This is a genomic window from Chryseobacterium sp. AG363, from assembly GCF_003610675.1.
GTDB classification, from domain to species: domain Bacteria; phylum Bacteroidota; class Bacteroidia; order Flavobacteriales; family Weeksellaceae; genus Chryseobacterium; species Chryseobacterium cucumeris.
The window spans coordinates 176,700-200,291 of sequence record NZ_RAQF01000006.1 but is presented as its reverse complement, the minus strand read 5'-3'; the positions used below and the strand labels follow the sequence as shown (position 1 = coordinate 200,291).

The window sequence follows — 23,592 nt, the reverse complement described above, 5'->3', positions numbered from 1 at the left end:
ATGAATCCGAGAGTTTTAGAATTAATAAAAAATCCGAAAAATATTCAGTTAGAAGACCTTGGTCTTTTGAAAGAAGAGATTCACACTTTTCCTTATATTCAGAATATCAGGGCGCTTCATCTGTATGGAGTGCATCTGTATGAAAAAGAAAACTATCAGAAGGAGCTTTCTGTAACGGCTGCATATACTACTGATAAAAAGATTTTATATCAGCTGATCAACGGAAAGATCAGACAGGAGGTGAAACCCGAAATTGTGGAAGAAAAGAAACCTTCTAAAACAATTGAAAAACCTGCCCAATTTACTCCAAAGATCCAATCCTTCCCCATCAGAAGAGAAGAAGAAGTTTCTTTGGAAAAACCTTTGGAAGAGGAGAAAAGTACTTGTGTCTTACCAACCGCACAGGAAGTTAAACACATTTATGTAAACGGTGAACGAAACAGAATTTTATTTGAAGGAGAAGAAAACTTCCTGAATGACCAAAATTCTGAAACCATAGATATTGAATCTACCCTTGAATCTGGAACTCTGGTAACCCAGAAGACTGAGTCTACAGTTGAAGAACCGGTTGGGGAGAAAGTAGAATCCGGACAAGTTGAAACTAAGGAGAATGATGGAGAGGCGTTTACGGCAGAAACTATCATTCGCGAAGATCAGATTTCTTCAGAAAAAGAGGAAGACAATATTGAAGAAGAAGGAAATACCAGTTTTCATGAAGTAGCGCCTTTAGTATCAGAAGTAAATAGTGAGGCAGCAGCAGAAGAAGAGCCTGTAAAAGAGGAATCCGGCCATAAAACTGAATTGGTTTCTGAGGAAGAATCTGCTCACCAGGAAAAAATACAAGCTGAAGCAGAAGCCGGAGAAGACTTTACACCAGAAACCATCATCGATGAAGATCCGATTTCTGGTGTAAAAGAAGAAAATGGTAATGAAGGATTGCCTTCAGTGGAAATATCTGATGCGGAAGTAAGTTTCCATGGAACAGATTCATTTATGCCAGACGTTAAAATCCAGGCTAACAGCGAAGAAGTAATGGAGACTGTTGAAATTTCCCAACCGAACATCAATAAACATGAGGAGGAAATGAGACGCCTGATTGAAGAGGTTGAGAAAAAAATGAAGGAAACTAAACTTGCTCAGCAAGAGGAAGAAATAGAGCCTGAAACAGTTGAGGATCATGAAATTAGCTTCGCTGATACTCAAAGCTTTCATTTCTGGTCAACCAGTGACAATAAGCCTGAAGAAATAAAAGAAGAACCTGTACAGGAAGGAGTTATTGAAAATCAATTACCTGTAGAAGAGACTAATTCTGAGTTGGCTGAAGAAAAGATAGAAGAAACCTCTGAAGTACAGTCTGCATGGAAACCGATGAGTGTGGAATCCAATATGCCAGATTCTTTAATCAGTAAACCTGAACAAGCATCAGCTCCCAAAATACAATCTCTGGTAGTGGAAGCAGCTCCTGTTACTGAGTCTGAAGGTATTACTGAAGAGACACAATCTACAGAAGCTGTTAAGGAAGAAGTTTTGCCAGTAGTGGAGACTTCAGAAACTGAAGATGATAATGCTGCCCCAAGTGAATCAACTGAAGAAGAAAAAACGGTAACAGAAACTTTAAAAGAAGATGTTCCCGTAATGAATGTTTCATTCTTCGGAACCGATATTTCTACCCTTAAGGTTGAAGAAAAGAAAGAAGAACCTGTAGTAGAAAAAGTACAGGAGGTTACTATGAAAAATACTACTCCATCATCAATAGACAGCAATGTTCCAGGTTTTATCAATACGTGGCAGAGCTGGCTTAAGATTGGCAGAACAGAAGAAATTGTAAAGGAAAAGTCAGAAATTAAAGAAAAGGCTATTGAAACCTTTATTGAAAACAACCCTAGAATCAGTCAGTTAAAAGAAGAAAGTACCTATGTTGTAAAAGAAAAGAATGACGATATCTCACATTTGATGACAGAGACATTGGCGAATCTTTATTTTGAACAGAAACTCTATACAAAGGCCATAAAAGCATTTGAAATATTGATCAAAAAGAGTCCTGAGAAGAAAGACTATTTTGAATCCAAGATTAAAGATATTAAAGACTTCAGAAGTAAAAATTAAAATGAAAAAGGTACTGTTCTCATCAGTACCTTTTTCATTTTATAACTTCTGAGAATTGCTTTTAGTGCTTTTTAATTTTTTCCAGGCCTTCCGCCCAAATACAATAACAACAATTAATGTGATTAGAGCAAATATGGCCGCTATTACCGGAGCTGCCATTGCGAGAACAGACATGATACCTGCACCAGCTGTCTCTGTTGTTCCTACCATAGAGTTTCCTAAACCTCCGGTAGTCGCAGTAGAAGCAGCCCTTATTCCTGCAAATCCAGAGCTGATGGTAGCTGCTGTACCTCCACCGGCAATTAATGCCAAAGCCCATTGTGGGAAAGTTCCAAGATCAGCAAACTGACTCGCAAATAATATGGAACCAGCTACTGTTGCCATGGGAATAGAAACAGTATCCAGTAAATGGTCAACAAAAGGGATGTAATAAGCAAGTATTTCAATGATAGTGGCTATTCCTGTTGTAATAAGTGTAGGGAGACCAGCAAGCCATTCAAAATGCTCATTCATGGGAATCCAGTTGAAATAGGAGGCAAGGCTTACAATAAACATAGGAAGAAATACCCGGAAGCCTGTAGCAGCTGCTAATCCAATCCCAATAAATGCACTGATGATATAAGAAAAATAGGGAACGTTATCTAACATATTAATTTTCAGATTTATTGTTTTCTCTAAAAATACAAAAACTATATGATATTTGGAGTATTGCTAATGTCTGAGTTTGGGGTCGAGTGATACGTGATACGAGTCTCGAGCTTTGCAATTCGTGGTTTATTGTAGCGTAAAAATATTTTATACATACTTATCTGAAAATTTGTGTGATCTGTGGGAAATAAAAAAATCTGCAAGAAAATGTCTCACAGATCTTTTTATTTTAAAGAAAAGATTATTTTTTCTGCGCTTCACAGAGTTTGATAAACTGTGCTTCCACATCCTGAAATTTAGGAGGCATCTCAGAAGAAACCCAAAACAGCATTGCCATAGTTTTTTCTCCAAAGGCTTGCCTGAAAAGATCTTTATTCAGACGATAGCATTCTCTCAGTAACCTTTTGATACGATTCCTGTGTACTGCTCTTTTAAAATATCTCTTAGAAACAGAAACTCCAAATCTTGCAGTTTCTACAGAAAGGTTGGGCTTATCCTTTAGAATAATAATTCTAAGGTTTCCGCTTGTTCTCCATTTACCTTTCTCAAAAAGCAAACTGATCTCTGTGTTTTTTTTGAGCTTTTCCGCTCTGGGATATTTGGAATTTGTCATTTACGAAATGTAAATATATTTTTTTATTTTTCTCCCGCATATTTCACACATTAAGACATGAAAATCGTTTTAAAAATCTGTGAAATACATGAGAAAATATTTTAATCCTGATTTAATAAATGATTAATCACTTCTGAAGCGGTATACAACCCGAAAATGGCAGGCATATAACTTATTGTTCCGTAAAAAGATCTTTTATAATTGGTCCCGTCAGTCATTTTCAGACTTTCCTCATCCTGGATGTCATTGGCAAAAACACAACGGACTCCTTTGTCAATTTTTACTTTTTTCAGCCTTTTTCTTACCTGTCTTGCGAGGTGGCAGTGTTCAGTTTTGCTGATATCCCTTACCATTACCTTGCTTGGATCGGTTTTTCCACCGGCACCCATTGAACTTACAATTTTTATCCTTCTTCTTTTGGCAGCGATAATCAGACAAAGTTTTGGCGTTACACTGTCAATACAGTCTAAAACATAATCAAATTTTGCAGAATCCAGAACTTCATCCATTCTTTCAGGATTTAGAAACTCATTGATTTTGGTTAAATTAAGATCGGGATTAATATCTAAAAGTCTTTCAGCTACCACTTCTACTTTATGCTTTCCAATGGTAGAATGTAAAGCCGGCAGCTGTCTGTTGATATTGGTAATGTCTACGGTATCACCATCCACAATCGTCATATTGCCAACTCCGGCTCTTGCAAGAAATTCAGCTGCAAAAGAACCTACGCCGCCTAAACCAACAACCAAAACAGTAGCTTTGTTCAATTTTTCCAAGCCTTCTTCTTTTACCAGAAGCTCCGTTCTTTCCAACCAGTACTTATCCATTTTTTATTGAGTGTAAATTTTCTAAAATTCGTTCATTGAGCTGTTCCAAAGAAATACCTTTTATTTCCGAAACTTTATCATACAATTCTTCGATGCTAAAATCTTCATTGTCAGTTTCTAAAAAGAGTTTGTCTAATGGAGTGTTTTTCAAAATATCCTGCAAAGATAAATTATACAAAACAGCTTTTCCAAAACTCAGGTAAAAATTATTGGCAAGAAGGTCTTCGGCAATTTGATGTTTTTTATTAAAACCATGAATGATCATGGGCTGTTCGGCTTTCTTTTTAAAAGAAATGACCTCATAAAATTTTCTTACACAATGAATAATCATGGGTTTTTTGACTTCATTAGCGATCCTGATCTGTCTTAAAAAAACGTCTTCCTGAATTTTCTGATCTATAGAAACTAAAGAATCTAAACCACATTCACCAATGGCAAAACAATTTTGAAACATCATACTTTTCATCCATGAAAACTGCTGTTCGAGATTGTTAACATCAATATCTTGGGGATGAATTCCAATAGAATAAGGGAAATCAGGCGGAATTTGCTCAATGTTCATGTTGTAAATTCCGTTTTTGACATATTTCTTATGATGATGAAAATCAAAAAAATCCATATTCAAAAGTAAGTATTTTCAGAATTAATTTAAAATTATTAAACGATCGTTTATAAATGTGTTAAAAATTTCTTAACTTTACTCAAAGTACACTTCATGAAAAAAAAATTTACAGAAAAACAGATTCACATATTGGATATTGCAGAAGAGCTCATCGCCAAGAAAGGATATGAGGGAACTTCTGTAAGAGATATTTGTTCCAAAGCAAATATCAACGTCGCCATGATCTCTTATTACTTCGGTTCTAAAGAGAAAATGATGTCCTATCTCTATCAGTACAGAGTACTGAAAACAAGAGAGAATTTTTCAGAATTTGCAGATACGATCAAGGATGGTAAGCCTGAAATGCAATTACGGGAAATGATTAAATATATTGTTTCTCAGCTTTTCAAGTATAATTATTTTCATGGTTTCGTGACCCAGGAGCTTCGTCATACAGAGAATCTGAAAGATGAACTGCTGGATTTCTATCAGCTATTTGTGAAAAAACTGGATGAAGTCATTAAAAAAGGTGTCGCATCAGGAGTTTTTACTTTTACGCCCAAACCTGAAGACATTCTTACCATGATCATCGGATCCACTTTATTTGTCATCAGGAATAAAAATTTCTATGAGCTTTATGTTCCGAGCAAAAATGAGGAAACCTATGCAAAAGAAGCAGAGAAAAAGGTGAGAATGAATCTTTTATTAAGTGTTTTTGCGATTTTGGGATACGCTGCAGACTAAAATTACGTTAAATATTCATAAAAAAAAATCTATTGGCAAAAAAGTTATATTTTTGCAAATTAGTAAATCGGCTGTATAATCCGAAAACTGTTGAATTTTATATATGAAAAAATATATTTTAGGTCTTTTTGCTGTAGCGGTGATTACATCTTGTGTAAGTCAGCAGGAGAGAGCAATGAGAAGTGCTGATAAAGAATTTATCTTAAAGGCAGCTAATGAAAATTTTGCCAAGAAAAAATGGAAAAATGCATTGGCTCTTTACGACAGACTTGCCAATCTTGTGGCGGGAACAGATGATTTTCCTAACGTAGGTTTCAATACAGCTTATGCCAATTATTACGACAAAAGTTATAAGCTGGCAGGACACCAGTTTAAGAATTTTGCAGTAAGTTTTCCAAAAGACCCGCGAGCAGAAGAAGCAGCCTATATGTCTGCATTATGCTACTATGAAGGTTCTATGGATTACAACCTGGATCAGTCGAGTACAGAATTGGCCATTAATGAACTTCAGGAATTCCTGAACAATTATCCCAACTCTGAAAGATCTAAGAATATCAGCCAGTTAATTGATGAATTGTCTTATAAGCTGGAATTTAAAGCTTATGAAAATGCAAGACAATACTACAAAATGGGTGAGTATAAAGCAGCCAATGTAGCATTTGAAAATGTTTTGGAAGATTTTCCAAGTACAAAACTTCGTTCAAAGATTTATGACTATATCATGAAGTCACGTTATGAATTGGCAATGAAATCTGTATATGGTCTCAAAGATGAACGTATTGAAAGTGCTCTTACTTATACAAAGCTGGTAGAGAAAGAACTTCCCAACACAGAATATTCTAAAACAGCAGTAGATCTTAGAGAAAAACTGGAAAAAGAAAAACAGAACTTCGTAGTTGTTAAAAAACAAACTGAGGCCAGAATTGCGGCTTTAACAGCAAAACAGAAAAAAGAAGCTGAAAAACTGGCAGATAAAGATAAAACAGAACAGCAAATCAAGGATCAAATCAGCAATGAAAAGAAAGCAATGCAGTTACAGAGGGACAGTGCAGCACTTAAGACACCTCCTCCTGCAGCGACTTTCAAAATTCAAAGATAATTCGTAAATTTGCCATCTTAAAATAAAAATAATTTTCTCAAAATGAGTGTAAAAGATACAAAAGCAGAAGTAAATACTATTACTTACGACAAAGATAAGATTGAAGATAAAGTAGGTTCAATCTATGAAGCTATTGTTATCATGGGAAAGAGAGCAGAGCAGATCAATGCGGAGATCCGTACGGAACTTCACAACAAATTGGATGAATTTGCCGTTCACAATTCTACATTAGAAGAGGTTTTCGAAAACAGAGAGCAAATTGAGATCTCTAAACATTACGAAAAGCTTCCAAAGCCAACTTCAATTGCTATTGAAGAATGGTTAAATGATGATGTTTATTTCAGAAAAACAGAAGAAAGAAAATAATCTTCTGTATTTTAATAAATCAAGGTCATAAAGGAATTTACTTCTTTTATGACCTTTGTTGTTTTAAAGCCTCATTGTGTGGGAAAAAATAAGTACTTTAGTATTTCAAAAAATTAGAACTAAATGAGTGTTTCCGGTAAAAAGATACTTATCGCTGTCTCTGGAGGAATTGCGGCTTACAAAATTCACTTTCTGATCAGAGATTTTGTGAAGAAAGGTGCCGAAGTACAGGTTATTATGACTCCTGATGCAGAAAACTTTGTAACGAAACTAAGCCTGTCTACATTATCCAAAAAATCCGTGTATTCGGATTTTTATAGTGATAACGGAACATGGAACAGTCATGTGGAAATGGCCCTGTGGGCGGATGTTATGATCGTTGCTCCATGTACGGCCAATACACTGTCAAAAATGGTTCACGGAATGTGTGATAATCTTGTTATTGCCACCTATATGTCTGCAAAATGTCCTGTATTCATAGCTCCTGCAATGGACCTTGATATGTATGCACACCCTTCTACAAAAAAGAATCTGGAGCTGGCAGAAAGCTTTGGACATATTATCATTCCTGCGGAAAATGGAGAGTTGGCCAGTGGACTGATCGGGCAGGGAAGAATGGCAGAACCGGCAACTATCTTTAATACGGTAGAACAATATTTAAGTTCGGATATCCAATCCCGAAGCCTTGAAGGAAAAACGGTTTTAATTACCGCAGGACCTACCTATGAAGCAATAGATCCGGTAAGATTTATCGGGAATCATTCATCAGGAAAAATGGGATTCTCTCTCGCAGAAGAAGCTTCAAAAAGAGGAGCTAAAGTAATTCTGATTTCAGGACCGAGTTTTCAAACCATCAATGATCCGAACGTTGAACTTCATAAAGTGACTTCAGCCAAAGAAATGCTTACAAAAGTATTTGAATTTTACGACAGCATAGACATAGGAATTGCCAGTGCTGCAGTAGCAGACTATGCTCCCAAAGAAGTGGCGAAGGAAAAAATCAAAAAGAATGTTGAAAATCTTACGATAGAATTGGTTAAGAATCCCGATATCCTTAAAACAATGGGAGAAAAGAAAACCCATCAGTTTTTGGTAGGATTTGCACTGGAAACGCAAAATGAAGAAGAAAATGCCAAAGGAAAACTGGAAAAGAAAAATCTGGATATGATCGTTCTCAATTCCTTGCGCGATGAAGGAGCCGGTTTTAAAAATGATACCAACAAAATCAAGATATTTACTAAAACAGAAAAGAAGGAATTCAATCTGAAATCCAAGGATGAAGTAGCAAAAGATATTCTCAATTTTGTTGAGGCTCAACTTTTAAAATAATTTTAATAAATTTCCGTTCTCAATTTTTAATAGGCAATGAAAAAAATTATAAGTTTATTTTTTCTGTTATTTCTATATACCCAAAGTTTTTCTCAGGAGCTGTTGGCAACAGTGCAAGTAAACTCCCAACAGCTGGGTGGAAGTAACCAGCAGGCGTACAAAGCGTTGGAGAAAAGTCTCCGGGACTTTATCAATAATACCAGCTGGACAGGTAAAAGACTTCAGAATTTTGAAAAAATAAAATGTGCTTTTTCTATTGTTATTGCAGAAAGAGATGTTAACAAATTCAAAGGATCTATTGTGATTCAGGCAGTAAGACCTGTGTACAATACGACTTATGAATCTCCTTTAATTAATCTTCAGGATCAGAGATTTGCTTTTGAATATATTGAAAATGAGAGTCTTATTTTTAATGAAAGACAATTCTCCGGGAAAAATCTTACCGATGTAATCAGTTTCTATATTTATGTTATTTTAGGTCTTGATGCGGATAGTTTCCAGTCTATGGGAGGATCACAATGGTACGCAAAAGCACAGCAGATTGCACAGAATTCCCAAAACAGAAACTATGAGGGCTGGAATACCATCAACGAGCCAAGAAGCCGTTCTATTTTGATTAACGAAATTATGAACCCCAACTGGAATCAGTTACGTTCTACCATTTATACTTACCATAGAGCTGGATTAGATAATCTTTTCAACCAGGATCAGACTGCCGGGAAAAAAGTCATTTTTGATGCCCTGATGCAACTAAAAATGTACGAAAATAATTTCCAGCAGGCGTTTTTCTTTAACCAGTTCATGGATACCAAAAGCGATGAAATTTTCAATATTTTCAATTCCGGAAATAATGGAGGGTTGATTCTTAATGATCTTAAACAGACAATGATCATCCTTTCACCAAAGAATATAGAGAATAAGTGGAATAAATGGAAAGTCTAGGATTTGTGAGCAGGTTTAAAAACAGTTAGCATTATGGATGAGTGAACAGTCAAAAAACGATTTCTTAACTCATTAAAAAAACTTATTTTTACAGTTCAAACTCAAATTGGATTATAACCCGGATTATCAATGCTTTCGAGAATTTACATTAAAAACTTTGCCCTGATTGATACCCTTGAAGTATCATTGAAAAATGGTTTACAGGTTATTACCGGTGAAACGGGGGCGGGGAAATCTATTATTCTAGGTGCTCTTCGACTTATTTTAGGTGAAAGAGCAGATGTAAAATCAATCGCCAAAGCTGAAGAGAAAAGTGTGGTGGAAACCGAGTTTTCTCTCAATAATCAGTTTAAGAAATTCTTTATAGAGAATGATCTGGACTACGAACTTCAGACTATTATCCGAAGAGAAATACTTCCCTCAGGGAAATCCCGTGCATTTATCAACGATGTGCCGGTAACGTTAGATATTCTTAGAGAGCTTTCCTCACAACTGATTGATATCCATTCTCAATTTGAAACATCCAATCTTTTTACCTCAGAATATCAGTTTAAAATTATCGACGGGCTTTCTGAGAATAAAAAAATCATTGAAGAGTATCAACAGGAGTTTTCTGAATTTCAAACGCTGAAGTTGTTATTGAAAAAACTGAAAACCCAACTTTCGGAATTCAATAAAGAAAGCGATTATAAAGAATTTTTACTCAACGAATTGGAAGAGCTCAAGCTTGACGATGTTGATTATGAGGATATTCAAAACCAGCTTTCTATCCAGGAAAATGCAGGAATGATCTCTGAAAATGTAGGCCAGATTCTGTCAAGGTTTCATCAGGAGGAAATAGGGATTCTGTCATTCTTTAATGAAGCGACCAGTAAACTTTCAAAAATTTCCGAAATTTCTACCAGTTTTGCTGAACTTGATTCAAGATTGGAAACCTCTTTTGTAGAGCTTAAAGACATTATCTCTGAGTTGGAGCATGAAGCGGAAAGAGTTGAAATCAATCCTGAAAACCTGATATATCTTACCGATCTTAACAATAAAATCAATGCGTTATTTCTTAAACATAATGTTTCAGAGCTTAATGAACTGATTGAGATCAGAAATCAGCTGGCTGGAGATCAGAAAGGAGCCTCAGATTTAGAATTACAGATTGAAGAAACTGAAGAAACGATCTCTCAAAAAGAAAAAACACTTCTGAGCCTTGCTTCAAAACTTTCAAAGAACAGACATAAGAATGTTCCTGTTTTCATCAAAAAAGCAGAAAGTCTTCTCAAGAAATTAGGACTGGAAAAAGCAAAGGTGGATATAGAATTGCAGGATGCTGACGAATTTAATCAGTTTGGAAAGGAAAGTATTCAATTATTGTTTCAGGCCAACTCCGGCTTCCCTTTAAAACCAATTCAAACGGCTATTTCCGGAGGAGAAAGATCAAGAGTAATGCTTGCTGTAAAGAAAATTATTGCAGAAAGTGATGAGTTGCCAACCCTTATTCTGGACGAAATTGACACTGGTGTTTCAGGAAAAGTAGCTGAAGAAATCGGTAACCTGATGAGAGAAATGTCTGAAGACATGCAATTGATTGTTATTTCCCACCTTGCACAGGTTGCTGCTAAAGGAAACGATAATTATAAAGTAGTAAAACAAGATATTTCCGGCAGAACACAATCTACTATTATTCCATTAAGCAGTGAAGAAAAACTGAACGAAATTGCCCAGTTACTTTCTGGAAGTAAAATTACGGAAGCAGCCTTGGCACAGGCAAAAGAGCTTATAGGATAATTAAATAAATCCACTTTTTTCTTAAAAATTTGTAACATATTTTACATTATATTTACTAATGTATAAAAACTAAAATATGTTTCTAAAGTTCCTTAGGCTTGAAATCAAAAGCTTTTTTCGTGGTACATCTTTAGGGATCAATCTGACCATGAAAATTCTCCGTTTTATAGGAATTCTTTACTTTATCGGATGTCTTGTGGGTGGAGCATTTATTGCCTTTTTCTACATTCAGGAGGAAATGCACCAGGATCCTTTAAAGGTAGTTTCAAAATTCATGATCATTGCCTGGATTATTGATCTTGTTCTTAAATATCTCTGGCAGGAAATCCCTACACAGAATATTAAGCCGTTTCTTACCATGAATATCAGGAAGAATACATTGGTCAATTATATGCTGGCTAAGACGTTTCTTTCAGCATTCAGTTGGCTGAGTTCCTTATTCTTTATTACATTTTCACTGATTGCATTATTCAATGGATACAGCATTCCAGGAGTCTTATTATGGCTTATAGGGGCGGTTTCATTACTTTACATGAATAATTTTATCAATATCTTTTTCAATGGGAAAGAAACGCTGGCAGTTATCACAGGAGTATGCTTTCTGGGTATAGGAGCGTTGGGGTATTATAATATTGTTCCAGTTTTATATTATTCTGAATCGGTTTTCTTCAGCTTGTATGAAAAACCTTACTTTGCACTGATTCCTGTTCTATTGTTTGTAATACTCTGGTGGGTATGTTTCCGCTACCTTCGCAATGAATTTTATCTTGATCAGGGGCTTGAAGCCAAGAAAACAGTCGGGAAAACAGAAAATATTGCCTTCCTGAATAAATATGGTGTTATCGGAGCATTTATCAATAATGATATCAGAATGCTGAGACGCAATAAAGTAACCAAAGGAATTTTGTTTGGAAGCTTTATGTTCTTGTTCTATGGATTGCTGATGTTTAGTTCTTCACTCTACAAAACTCCGGCAATGATGATGGTTATGGGACTTTTTGTAACAGGTGGTTTTCAGTTTCTGTTCGGGCAGCGCGTACCTGCTTTTGACAGTTCCTATTTTCCATTGATGATGACTCTGAATGTTCCTTACAAAGAATATCTGAAAGCGAAATGGTGGCTGATGAATATTATAACAGCTGCTTCTGTAGTCATTGCTCTCTGTTATGCGTACTTTGGCTGGGAGATCTATGTTACATTCTTTGCGGCAGGATTATATAATATAGGTGTTAACTCTCAATTTACCTTGTGGTCCGGAGCTTTCAATAAAAATCAGATCGACCTGAATTCAAAAGAGAAAAGAATGGGGCAAAAAGGAAGTTTCAGTTTAGTGACAATGCTTCTGCTGATTCCTAAAATGCTTCTCCCAATGGGAGTATTTGCCCTGACAAAATATCTATGGGGAATTACTGGCGGAGTGATAAGTATTGCAATTATAGGAATTATCGGCTTTTTTCTGAGAGAGAAAATCTTCGATATCATTGTAAAACAATATAAAAGAGAGAAATACAGCACATTGGATGCATTTAAAAATATAAATTAAGCCATGATCAATATACATAATCTATCAAAAACATACGGAAAAGCAACGGTTCTTAATATCGAAAATCTTGAAATTCCTAAAGGGGAAACATTTGGCCTTGTAGGAAATAACGGAGCAGGAAAAACAACTCTTTTCAGCCTGATGCTGGATCTGATTCAGGCTACGACAGGATTTGTAAGCATTGATGGTATTAAAGTCAATGAATCCGAAGCCTGGAAAAATAAAGTATCAGCATTTGTAGATGATACGTTTCTCATTGGATATCTTACTCCGGAGGAATATTTTTATTTTCTCGGGGAGCTGAGAGGTCAGAATAAAGCATCTGTAGATGAATTCCTGAAACCCTTTCATGATTTTTTCAATGGTGAAATCCTGAAATCCGGGAAATATGTCCGTGATCTTTCAAAGGGAAATCAGAAAAAAGTGGGAATCGTAGGAGCAATTATCGGGAATCCTGAAATAATTATTCTTGATGAGCCTTTTGCTAACCTTGATCCGTCTACCCAGATTAAGCTTAAAAACCTGATCAAGGAATTATCAAAACAGGATGGCGTTACTTTCCTTATTTCCAGCCATGATCTTTCCCATACCACAGAAGTCTGCAACAGAATTGTAGTGGTGAACAAAGGTCTTTTGGTAAAAGATATTCAGACTAATCCGGAAACATTGAAAGATCTGGAACAATATTTTGCAGATCAGGTTTCAGTTTCGGATATTTAATACCACAAAAATAGAGGTATGAATACAATAGAATCACAGAATGTAACAGATTATCCCAACAGCAATACTATTTTCATGGTCTGGAAACTTAATGACAGCCCTGAGCTGAAAGAAGTTTTTCAGGAACTATGTGCTTTGGTTTTAAATCTTAATAATTCAGTGTTTAACCGTTTCCCGGACAGCAGAGCAAGCTGTGTCATGGGAATTGGTGCAGATGCATGGAGAAAACTGGAACTTCAGACACCAATGCCCAAAGAATTAGTCAATTTTGAAGAAATAAAAGGAACGAAACATACCGCAGTTTCTACTCCCGGAGATCTTCATTTTCATCTGAGAGCAGACAATAAAAGCCTTATTTTTGATATGGCTGTCGAAATTTCCAGGTTATTGAGCTCAGTGGCCGAAAGTATTCTGGAGGTTCATGGATTCAAATACTGGGATGCACGTTCCATTCTTGGTTTTGTAGACGGAACGGAAAATCCGCATGGAGACGACCGTGATTATTTTGGAAAAATAGGAGATGAAGACCTTCAGTATAAAGGAGGAAGCTATCTTTTTGTTCAAAAATATCTTCATAACATGGATGCCTGGAAAGGCTTATCCACGGAAGAGCAGGAAAAAGTGATCGGAAGATCAAAAGAGAATGATATTGAAATGTCTGATGATGTAAAACCATCAAATTCACACATTGCCTTAGCTAATATCGAGGGCGAAAACGGTGAAGAATTGAAAATAGTCAGAGATAATATGCCTTTCGGAAATCCCTCTACCAATGAGTTCGGAACTTATTTTATTGCCTATTCAAGTACATTTGCAACAACAAAAAAAATGTTGACCCAAATGTTTATAGGTGATCCTCCGGGAAATTATGACAGAATTTTAGATTTCAGCACGGCAGTTACAGGAACGCTTTTCTTTGTTCCTACCAGAAATTTGCTTGATGAATTTTCAGGATAAAATGCAAGGCTGCCTCATTTCAGGGTGGCTTTTTCTTTAATTAAATAATACAAATAAATTTTTTTTTTCAAAAATTGTAACCTTTTTTTGTTTTGATTGTCTTTAGTATAGAAACAGCATAAGCATGAAACTTTTGTTCAGAAATAAAAAGAATGATTTGTTAAGCCTCCTGAAGAAACAGGATCCGGCTGCACAGAAGATTTTCTATGAACAGAATGTAAAGAGATTCCTGAGTGTAAGCAAAAGCTATGTGAGCGATTTGTATCAGGCCGAAGATTGTCTCATTAAAGCATTCTGTAAAATTTTTAAGCACATAGAAAGCTTCAGAGGAGAGTCGAACCTGGAAAGCTGGGCAAGAAGAATTGTTGTAAATGAATGCCTGAATTTTATCAAAAGTCATAAAACTATTTTCTATCTGGACGAGATTAATCAATCTTTTCATGAAGATATCCATGAAGCAGAGATTGATTGTGATTTTAATGCACAAGAGCTTTTGGATCAGCTTCCCGATGCCTACAGAATGGTTTTTAACCTGTATGTACTGGAAGAATATTCTCATCAGGAAATTGCTGATACTTTGCAGATTTCAGTGGCTGTCAGCAAAACACAGCTGTTCAGAGCAAAAGAAAAATTAAGAAAGATCTACTTTCAACAACAAAAAAAAGTGAAAAATGAAAACATCTAAAGATACTATTGAATTTCAGATCAAAAAACAGATTGAGGAGAGAGAAATCACTCCATCACGCAATCTGTGGTCCGAAATTGAGCTTCAGAATAACAATAGTCACCGTTTCAAATCAAAAATGAACTGGTTTTTAGTAGCGGCATGTTTGATTTTGACATTCAGCTTGGGAAGCGTTCTTTTTTTTCTTAATCAACCTTCCGAAACTCAGCAGGAAATTGTGAAACAAACCGGAAAAAATACTACAGAAGAAATTGTAAAAGATCCGGTTCAGAATCATGTTCCGCTGGCAGTTGAAAATAATGATAAAAAGGAGGTGAAAAAAACTCTTTCTCAGGATAAGGAAGAAGCTATTTCTCCTATGGCAATGGACCAGAATAAGCTTATTCCTAAAGAAACTCTTCCTTTGAAGAAACTGGATATCACTCAGATTTCTAATCCTAAGATGATGGCAAAAGCCGATTCTATAAAAACTCCGGTTAAAAAGAAAAAATATGTAGACCCATCCACACTTCTTTTCTCAGTAGAGCATAAAGATGTTATCGAAAAAACAAAGGATGGAAGTAATGTGGCTACTATTGATTTGAATGCCAGATAACATATCCGTAAAAATTTAAAAATTAATAATATGATCAAGAAATTAATCGTAATGGGATTGCTGTGCTCTTTTTCAGCATCATTCTATGCACAAAAGACATTCAATATTAACCTGTCTTCTAAAAAAGATACAGAGGTAAGCCCTATTGTAAAAGAAAAAGTAGAGGAATATGCTGCAAAGATCAATACCATCATTCAGGAAGAAAAAAAGCTGATGGAAGAAGAACTGTTGGTTCTGCAGGCAAAAAACCTGGATAAGGCAGATTTTGACAGAGAAAAAGCTCAGATTGCAGACCGTTATTCTGAGAAAATGGATAAAAGAATTGAGGAACTTGGCTTTGATCTGGATGACGTTATTCAAAAGCAGGTAAGATATTCCCTTCTGAATACCGATGTTACCTCTAAAGAAGAGCTTAAAGAAAAATTATTGAAAAAATTCCGTCCCAGCAGAAGCTTTACAGGATATTTCTCTTATGGAATCATGACACTTACAAACAGTGCTCAGGATAATGTCCTGGATAAAAACATAGGATATGCCAATAACCTGGAGTTTGGTCTGAAACTGAACTATCAGCTTAGCAGAACAAGCCCGTGGGCGGTAATTTCCGGGTTAGGATTTTCCTGGAGAACAGTAAGAGCAGATAATAATATGCTGTTTACAAGAAGTGCAGATCAGGGAGTCGCTTTGGCGCAATACAACGGAAACCTTGATAAAAGCAAATTGAGAACCGGATATATCATGGTTCCCCTTGGAATGCAGTATAATTTCTCAAAACTTAAAAATGCCGGAATGGATATCCAGTACAGAAGTTATTACACAGGATTTAAAATTGGAGCCAATGTATATGGTGGCGTAAAAATGTCTACCAACAATATTGTAAAAGGAAATGACGGTGAAACCAGAGACCGCGGAAACTATCAGGTGAATCCTTTTGTATATGGAGCACAGATTACATTTTCGTACAACAGTTTCAGCGTGTTTGTTAAAAAAGATTTCAGTAACTTCTTTAAAGACAGTTATTTCAAAAATGATAAAGCATTGATATTTGGCTTGGCCATTGGATTAGATTAAATATATTTTGACAGTAAAATGAAAACTCCGGGAACAGTTCCCGGAGTTTTTACATTGTATCAGTTATAGAATCATTATTTTAAACTTCCTACCATATCTTCAGGTTTTACCCACTCGTCAAACTGTTCAGCAGTTAGCAAACCAAGATTAATGGCTTCTTCTTTCAACGTTGTCCCGTTTTTATGGGCCGTCTTAGCAATTTTAGCAGCATTTTCATATCCGATATGAGTATTTAAAGCCGTAACAAGCATTAAAGATTTGTCTACCAGTTCTTTAATTCTCTCATGATTCGGCTCAATACCTACCGCACAATGATCGTTGAAGGAAATACATGCATCAGCAATCAGTTGGGCAGACTGTAAAAAATTGTAAGCCATTACCGGTTTGAAAACATTCAGCTCATAATTCCCCTGAGTTCCTGCAAATGAAATTGTAGTGTCATTTCCTAAGACCTGAGCGCAAACCATCGTCATTGCTTCATTCTGAGTAGGATTTACTTTCCCCGGCATAATAGACGATCCCGGTTCATTTTCAGGAATATGAATTTCCCCGATTCCGGAACGTGGTCCTGATGCCAGTAATCTTACATCCTGAGCAATTTTATATAAAGAAACTGCCAGTTGCTTTAAAGCTCCGTGAGATTCTACAATCGCATCATGAGCAGCAAGGGCCTCAAATTTATTTTCTGCAGTAACGAAAGGATGATTAGTGAACTGGGCAATATATTCCGCCACTTTTACGTCATAACCGTTGGGTGTATTCAAACCTGTCCCTACGGCTGTTCCTCCCAATGCCAGTTCAGAAAGATGAGGTAGGGTATTTTTTAAAGCTCTCAATCCGAATTCCAGCTGGGCTGCATAACCTGAAAATTCCTGTCCAAGAGTAAGTGGAGTGGCATCCATGAGATGGGTTCTCCCGATCTTTACCACATCTTTAAAGGCTTTTGATTTCTCATACAACGTATTTTTTAGTTTCTCAACAGCCGGAATGGTTACTTCCACCACTTTGGTATACGCAGCAATGTGCATAGCAGTGGGATAGGTATCATTCGAAGACTGGGATTTATTCACATCATCATTCGGGTGGATTTCAGATTTTTCACCCAATGTTCCGCCGTTATTGACGTGTGCTCTGTTTGAAATTACTTCATTGACATTCATGTTCGACTGGGTTCCGGAACCCGTCTGCCAGATCACCAGAGGAAACTGGTCATTCAATTTTCCCTCCAGAATTTCATCACATACTTTCGCGATCATATCTCTTTTTTCCACAGGAAGTACTCCCAGATCAGTATTGGCATAAGCGGCAGCCTTCTTCAGATAAGCAAAAGCTTCAATGATTTCATGCGGCATTGAACCCTCAGGTCCTATTTTGAAATTATTTCTGGAACGTTCCGTCTGTGCACCCCAAAGTTTATCTGCAGGTACCTGCACTTCTCCCATGGTGTCTTTTTCTATTCTGTAATTCATAGTGTTGAAATTTGTATGATCTTTTATTTTTTACGCCAAAAAAATTGTTGGTAGTATCATGTTTAATGAAATAAATAATATTTTGGCTTTGTTTATTTAGCTTCTATAAAGTTACTTATAAACTCAGAAACCTCCAATTTATAATCATTATAAATATCAATTTAAATGACTGATTTTACTCATATTTTTTTAAAGGAGGCGTATTTTTGTAGAAACAAAAATTGAATGGATTTTAGATATCAGGATCCGTATCCTATTCAGAAAGATGATACGGTGTACAAAAAACTTACATCAGACTATGTAAAGGTTGAAAAACTGGGTGACAGAGAAATTTTAACAGTAGATCCTAAAGGATTGGAACTGTTAGCTGAAGAAGCGATGGCAGATGTTTCTTTCATGCTTCGTTCTTCACACTTAGAAAGCCTTAGAAGAATCATTGATGATCCTGAAGCTACAGATAATGACAGATTCGTTGCTTATAACCTTTTACAAAACGCTGCAGTAGCTGTGGAGGGAGCTCTTCCTTCGTGCCAGGATACAGGAACGGCTATCGTAATGGGGAAAAAAGGAGAAAATGTGTACACGGGAGTAGATGATGGTGAATATCTAAGTAAGGGAATCTTCAATACCTATCAGAAAAGAAACTTAAGATATTCTCAGGTCGTTCCTTTAACGATGTTTGATGAGAAGAATTCCGGGTCTAACCTTCCTGCACAGATTGATATCTATGCTAAAAAAGGAGATTATTACGAATTCCTGTTCTTAACAAAAGGAGGGGGTTCTGCCAACAAAACATTCTTATATCAAAAGACGAAATCCTTATTGAACGAAAAATCTCTTGAAGAATTCATTAAAGAAAAGATTTCGGATCTTGGAACGGCTGCCTGCCCGCCTTACCACTTAGCATTGGTAATCGGAGGAACTTCAGCAGAAGCCAACCTTGCAGCAGTGAAAAAAGCATCTGCAAAATATTACGACAATCTTCCGACAGAAGGAAATGAGGCCGGACAGGCATTCAGAGACCTTGAATGGGAAGCTAAAGTTCAGAAAATCTGCCAGGAAAGTGCCATCGGAGCTCAGTTTGGAGGAAAATACCTTACTCACGATGTAAGAGTGATCAGACTTCCGAGACACGCGGCATCTTGTCCGGTAGGAATGGGAGTTTCCTGTTCTGCAGACAGAAATATCAAAGGGAAAATTACAAAAGAAGGGATCTTCCTGGAGCAATTAGAGCAGAATCCGAAAAGATTCTTACCTGATACTCCACCACATTTGGAAGAAGCTGTTGAGATTAACCTTAACAAACCAATGCCGGAAATTCTTGCAGAGCTTTCCAAATACCCGATCAAAACCCGATTAAAACTGAACGGTACTCTTATTGTAGCAAGAGATATCGCTCACGCAAAAATCAAAGAAATTATTGACAGTGGAAAACCAATGCCTGAATATTTCAAAAACCACCCAATCTATTACGCGGGACCAGCGAAAACTCCGGAAGGAATGGCTTCAGGAAGTTTCGGACCTACCACTGCCGGAAGAATGGACGTTTATGTAGACGAGTTCCAGAGCCACGGTGGAAGCATGATCATGCTGGCAAAAGGAAATAGAAGTAAAGATGTTACCAATGCATGTCATAAATACGGAGGTTTCTATCTTGGATCTATCGGAGGACCGGCTGCTATCCTTGCAAAAGATAATATTGTGTCTGTAGATGTAGTAGACTTCCCGGAATTAGGAATGGAAGCCGTAAGAAAAATTGAGGTAAAAGACTTCCCGGCATTCATCATTTCCGATGATAAAGGCAATGATTTCTTCGCAAATCTTGCTCACTAATTAGTTTAAAATTAAAATAAATAACAAAATAGAACGCTGATCTTTTGTGTAAAAGGGAAAAAAGTTCTATTTTTGCCTAAAATCTTTAAGAGAATGATAACGATATTATCAGCATTTTGGCCGTTCTACCAGTTCCTTTGGACTATATTCTTCATTACTATGTTCTTAGTAGGATTCTGGTGTATTTTTATGTTCTTCGGATTAGTAATCCCAATGTGGCTAACTGAAGGTTTGAAAGAGTATTTCGGAAAAGTAAAGTCTTTCGACCCTGAAGATATCAGAAGAAAGCTTATTACTGAGCAGGAAGGTGTAGAAGTTATCTATAACGAGCCGAAAGGAAACGGACCTTTCCTTCACGATCACGGACATCATCATTAATTGATTGTCATTGCTTTTTCACCTGAATTCTGAAAAAGTAATATCAAAGCAAAACAACATATATAGACCGCTTAAGCAATTAAGCGGTTTTTCTATTTATTAGTCCTCAGACTTTCAGGAGATACCCCAAATTTCTTTTTGAAAGCACGGGTAAAGTTCTGGAGGTACTCATAGCCGCATTCAATAGCAATCTCTTTAATCATAATCTCTTTATTTGTGATCAGTTTCCTGGCTTTCAACATTCTGAGCTCCGAAATATAATGAGCAATCGTTGTATGATATCGGGCTTTGAATTCTTTCCTGATGACATTTTGATTAATTCCTATATATTTTCCAATCTCTTCTGCTTTTATATTTCTATGATAATTTTCATCAATGAATTTCCTGATCATTTCAGGAGTTTTTGGAGTATCCTCGAGAATATTTTTCTCATTAAATTGCTCAAAGATCAGGATAAGAAGTTTAATAATCTTTGCTTCTATGAATAACTTCTGCATAATTCCCCGTTTGCTATAACCAAGAATTTCTTTAACAATCATATGCATCTCAACCGTCATGTCCGGTGGCGTTTCTTTATGAAGGAAAATGAAATTATTATGAATCATATTTTCCAAAATTTCAGCATTTTCACAATTAAGCTCGGGATTGATGAGGTTAAAGATATATTGGTAATTAATCTGAATGTGGAGATACCTCAGAATTTCCTGATTTTCTGTCCATAGTTCAGCAATACCTTCTTTGGAAGAATAATGAAGTATATATTGATTTTTCTTGAATAAAAACTGAGTGCCGCAATCATGACCTTCTAAATTAATGCCGTCACTCAACATGAAAATCAAATTAAAACTTGACTTTCCCTCCAGCATATAACACTTGAAGGATTGATCAGGACAAAGGTCTTCCTGCATGATGATTTTGATGTCCTCGGATATGAACAAATGTTCACTTTTTGATTGACTCCTCATACAACACATTTTTACAGCCATGGTACAACTTCTTAAGATAAAAGTCCTTCGCAGGATAACCAAAAGTTCGAAAATGATAACTCGGGGTTAATTGTCTGAGGTACTTTTGCGCAAAATTAAATTAAATTTAGAATAATTAAAAATAATATTCATATGTTTAAAGATTTATATTTTGCAATACGGAAAATCAGAACAGGATTAGCATTGCTAGCCGTTGCTGGAAGCTATATGTGTGCCCAGCAATGGGAAAATGTTGGAGGCATTCAGGATGTATCTGCAGGAGGAAGTGGTTTCAATAATCTTGTTATTGACAATTCAGGAAATTATTATCTGTCCTATTATGATGTTTCTGTAGCTAAAGGTTCTGTTCAGAAATTTAGCGGAAGCTCATGGTCTTACTTAGGCGGTGTTCCAGGCGTAACTACAGGAACAGCCACTTATAACTCATTGTCTATAAGTCCAAACGGAAACAGTATTTATTATACCAATCAGCTTGGTTATCCAGGCTCCGGGATGGAAGTACGTTTATTTACAGGCTCTTTATGGTCTCAGCTTCCTAATGCTACAGACAGCTCGGTAAATTATCAGGCTTCTGCGGTATCTTCTGATAATATTATATTCACTTATGGATCTTACGGTTCCGGAACAGTAAAAAAATATTCCGGAGGTGCATGGGAACAGGTAGGAAATGCAGGTTTTTCAGGAGGTGCTGAATTTGCTGAGATGGTAATAGGAACCAATAATATGGTGTATACCTGCAATGTTTCCGGAGGGATAAAAGTATATCAGAACAGTACAGATGCCAGCTCAGCACAAAACTGGACACTGGTAGGCGGAACAGCAGCAGATGATTCTTCATCAGGAGAGCAGTATAATGCTGATATTGCTTTAGATGGAGCAAACAGAATCTATGTTGCTTATGTTTCTAACTCTGGAGGAGGAAGGAAGTTGAATGTCAGAAAGTTTGACGGAAGCTCCTGGGTACAGGTTGGAAATGCCAACTTCTCAGAGGGAAGAGTACAGCATGTTGCCTTAGCAGTAACAGAATCAGGAAAGCCATATGTGGTAGCCAGCCGTTTTGAAAATGATAATTTCCTGAGAAATACCGTTTATCAATTAGACGATTCGCAAAACTGGGTTCCTTTTGGAGGAGATTTTGTTTCAGATGGTGAAGCAAAATACAATGATTTAGCAATAGATAAGGCACAAAATTATCTTGTTTTGGCTTATTCCGACAATACAACAAAGGTGAAAAGAGTTTCTCTGAACTTTAATCCACAAACATGCAGCAATACAGATCCTGGAACCAATGTTGGTGATATTGGTTGTGTAAGTTTTATGTATCGCGGACAACAGGTTGCTTATACTACGGTAAGAGGAGCAGACGGAAAAATCTGGCTTCAGCAGAACCTTGGAAGCTTACAGGTGGCTACATCATCAGCGGATGCGAATTCTTATGGAGACCTTTTCCAATGGGGAAGATGGGATGATGGACACCAGCTTAGAAATTCCCAGATGGTACCAGCACCATCTCCTAATACTCCGGAAGGAGCAAGTACCACTGCTGGAGCTTATGTTGCAGGATCTCCGGCATGGTGGGCAAATTTTGCAAGTGGAGATACATGGAATGGGGCATCACTTGCAGATGTCAATGCTTCTGTAGGTATAGATCCTTGTAAAGCAATAGGACCAGACTGGAAAATGCCTTCTCAGGCAGACTGGACAACTTTAATAGGAGCAGAAAGTATTGGTAATCCGGCAACAGCTTACAGCAGCAATCTCAAATTACCGGCAGGAGGATACAGAAGCTCCAGTGACGGGAACTTTACTTTTGTAGGGCAAAGAGGGTATTTCTGGAGTTCAGATACATCAAGTTTAGGAGCGAAATATCTGTATATCGGATCGACAATTGCCAATCCGTCGGCCGGAGCTATGAGAGGACAGGGATCATCAGTAAGATGCATCAAGCCTACCTCTTCTTTGAGTACTTCAGAAACCAAACTGAATCAATCTGTAATTGGAGTGTATCCTAACCCTACAAAAGGAATTCTTATGGTTAAAGCTGATTCAGGAATTGAAAAAGTAAACGTTGTGAACGCTGTAGGACAAAGAATGAATGTACAGTTCTCGGATCATCAGATCAACATGACTGAACTTCCTTCAGGGTTGTATATTGTAGAATTAAAATTAAAGAATGGACAATCCATTTCTAAAAAGATTATAAAAAATTAAGCGAAATTCAATACCAAAGATTTCGCCAAAAGAAATTAGTTCATTACAATTACTTTTATTGGAAGGCTCATGAAATTTTTATGAGTCTTT

The 23,592-nt window shown here is 36.6% G+C and carries 22 protein-coding genes; 16 read left to right on the top strand and 6 right to left on the bottom strand.

Annotated elements, in window-relative coordinates:
- The gene (locus DEU39_RS21230) at positions 1–2,106 is read left to right on the top strand and encodes a hypothetical protein (RefSeq protein ID WP_120233292.1); all 2,106 of its coding nucleotides are present in this window, start codon (positions 1–3) and stop codon (positions 2,104–2,106) included.
- Between the two features lie 39 nt (positions 2,107–2,145).
- On the opposite strand, the gene DEU39_RS21225 is transcribed toward DEU39_RS21230, so the two are convergent.
- The 4 genes from DEU39_RS21225 to DEU39_RS21210 form a co-directional block, all read right to left on the bottom strand.
- Complete coding sequence (locus tag DEU39_RS21225) at positions 2,146–2,754, bottom strand: DUF4126 domain-containing protein (RefSeq protein WP_120233291.1); 609 nt, start codon at positions 2,752–2,754, stop codon at positions 2,146–2,148.
- A gap of 241 nt (positions 2,755–2,995) precedes the next feature.
- A complete protein-coding gene (gene rnpA, locus DEU39_RS21220; protein ID WP_062676074.1) occupies positions 2,996–3,367 on the bottom strand; it encodes a ribonuclease P protein component in 372 nt (123 codons plus the stop codon).
- A gap of 101 nt (positions 3,368–3,468) precedes the next feature.
- The gene (locus tag DEU39_RS21215) at positions 3,469–4,194 is read right to left on the bottom strand and encodes a ThiF family adenylyltransferase (protein ID WP_062676073.1); all 726 of its coding nucleotides are present in this window, start codon (positions 4,192–4,194) and stop codon (positions 3,469–3,471) included.
- Entirely contained in the window at positions 4,187–4,756 is a 570-nt protein-coding gene (locus DEU39_RS21210; protein WP_228436868.1) for a TatD family hydrolase, read from the bottom strand. Before DEU39_RS21210 ends, DEU39_RS21215 begins: the two co-directional genes overlap by 8 nt.
- A 153-nt stretch (positions 4,757–4,909) precedes the next feature.
- Between DEU39_RS21210 and DEU39_RS21205 the strand changes: the two genes are divergently transcribed.
- From DEU39_RS21205 to DEU39_RS21150, 12 genes are all read left to right on the top strand, one after another.
- Positions 4,910–5,539, top strand: coding sequence for a TetR/AcrR family transcriptional regulator (locus DEU39_RS21205; RefSeq protein ID WP_047428771.1), 630 nt, complete (start codon positions 4,910–4,912; stop codon positions 5,537–5,539).
- A gap of 103 nt (positions 5,540–5,642) precedes the next feature.
- Positions 5,643–6,638: an outer membrane protein assembly factor BamD gene (locus DEU39_RS21200; RefSeq protein ID WP_062676071.1), complete on the top strand. Its 996-nt coding sequence runs from the start codon at positions 5,643–5,645 to the stop codon at positions 6,636–6,638.
- 42 nt (positions 6,639–6,680) lie between these two features.
- Complete coding sequence (locus DEU39_RS21195; RefSeq protein ID WP_002983982.1) at positions 6,681–7,004, top strand: DNA-directed RNA polymerase subunit omega; 324 nt, start codon at positions 6,681–6,683, stop codon at positions 7,002–7,004.
- A gap of 123 nt (positions 7,005–7,127) precedes the next feature.
- Complete coding sequence (gene coaBC / locus DEU39_RS21190; protein WP_120233289.1) at positions 7,128–8,333, top strand: bifunctional phosphopantothenoylcysteine decarboxylase/phosphopantothenate--cysteine ligase CoaBC; 1,206 nt, start codon at positions 7,128–7,130, stop codon at positions 8,331–8,333.
- Between the two features lie 36 nt (positions 8,334–8,369).
- Positions 8,370–9,275, top strand: coding sequence for a DUF4835 family protein (locus tag DEU39_RS21185; protein WP_120233288.1), 906 nt, complete (start codon positions 8,370–8,372; stop codon positions 9,273–9,275).
- A gap of 129 nt (positions 9,276–9,404) precedes the next feature.
- The gene (locus tag DEU39_RS21180; protein ID WP_120233287.1) at positions 9,405–11,054 is read left to right on the top strand and encodes a DNA repair protein RecN; all 1,650 of its coding nucleotides are present in this window, start codon (positions 9,405–9,407) and stop codon (positions 11,052–11,054) included.
- A 76-nt stretch (positions 11,055–11,130) separates the two neighbouring features.
- Positions 11,131–12,597 (top strand): DUF5687 family protein, encoded by a 1,467-nt coding sequence (locus tag DEU39_RS21175; RefSeq protein WP_120233286.1) that lies wholly within the window; start codon positions 11,131–11,133, stop codon positions 12,595–12,597.
- Between the two features lie 3 nt (positions 12,598–12,600).
- On the top strand, positions 12,601–13,317 hold the full coding sequence (locus tag DEU39_RS21170) for an ABC transporter ATP-binding protein (protein ID WP_062676066.1): 717 nt from the start codon (positions 12,601–12,603) through the stop codon (positions 13,315–13,317).
- A gap of 18 nt (positions 13,318–13,335) precedes the next feature.
- Positions 13,336–14,274, top strand: coding sequence for a Dyp-type peroxidase (locus DEU39_RS21165; protein WP_120233285.1), 939 nt, complete (start codon positions 13,336–13,338; stop codon positions 14,272–14,274).
- Positions 14,275–14,398: 124 nt separating this feature from the next.
- Entirely contained in the window at positions 14,399–14,959 is a 561-nt protein-coding gene (locus DEU39_RS21160; protein WP_120233284.1) for an RNA polymerase sigma factor, read from the top strand.
- On the top strand, positions 14,946–15,554 hold the full coding sequence (locus DEU39_RS21155; protein ID WP_120233283.1) for a hypothetical protein: 609 nt from the start codon (positions 14,946–14,948) through the stop codon (positions 15,552–15,554). Before DEU39_RS21160 ends, DEU39_RS21155 begins: the two co-directional genes overlap by 14 nt.
- A 30-nt stretch (positions 15,555–15,584) precedes the next feature.
- A complete protein-coding gene (locus DEU39_RS21150) occupies positions 15,585–16,625 on the top strand; it encodes an outer membrane beta-barrel protein (protein ID WP_120233282.1) in 1,041 nt (346 codons plus the stop codon).
- A 74-nt stretch (positions 16,626–16,699) separates the two neighbouring features.
- Here the strand turns inward: DEU39_RS21150 and fumC are convergent, their stop codons facing one another.
- Complete coding sequence (fumC, locus tag DEU39_RS21145; RefSeq protein ID WP_120233281.1) at positions 16,700–18,094, bottom strand: class II fumarate hydratase; 1,395 nt, start codon at positions 18,092–18,094, stop codon at positions 16,700–16,702.
- 225 nt (positions 18,095–18,319) lie between these two features.
- Between fumC and DEU39_RS21140 the strand changes: the two genes are divergently transcribed.
- Entirely contained in the window at positions 18,320–19,927 is a 1,608-nt protein-coding gene (locus DEU39_RS21140; protein ID WP_062676059.1) for a fumarate hydratase, read from the top strand.
- A gap of 93 nt (positions 19,928–20,020) precedes the next feature.
- Positions 20,021–20,305, top strand: a complete 285-nt coding sequence (locus DEU39_RS21135) for a hypothetical protein (protein WP_183037454.1) — start codon at positions 20,021–20,023, stop codon at positions 20,303–20,305.
- Between the two features lie 92 nt (positions 20,306–20,397).
- Here the strand turns inward: DEU39_RS21135 and DEU39_RS21130 are convergent, their stop codons facing one another.
- Positions 20,398–21,270 carry a helix-turn-helix transcriptional regulator gene (locus tag DEU39_RS21130; protein ID WP_183037453.1) on the bottom strand — a complete coding sequence of 291 codons (873 nt, stop codon included), beginning with the start codon at positions 21,268–21,270 and terminating at the stop codon, positions 20,398–20,400.
- A 153-nt stretch (positions 21,271–21,423) separates the two neighbouring features.
- Between DEU39_RS21130 and DEU39_RS21125 the strand changes: the two genes are divergently transcribed.
- Positions 21,424–23,502: a T9SS type A sorting domain-containing protein gene (locus tag DEU39_RS21125; protein ID WP_120233279.1), complete on the top strand. Its 2,079-nt coding sequence runs from the start codon at positions 21,424–21,426 to the stop codon at positions 23,500–23,502.
- Positions 23,503–23,592: the final 90 nt, after the last annotated feature.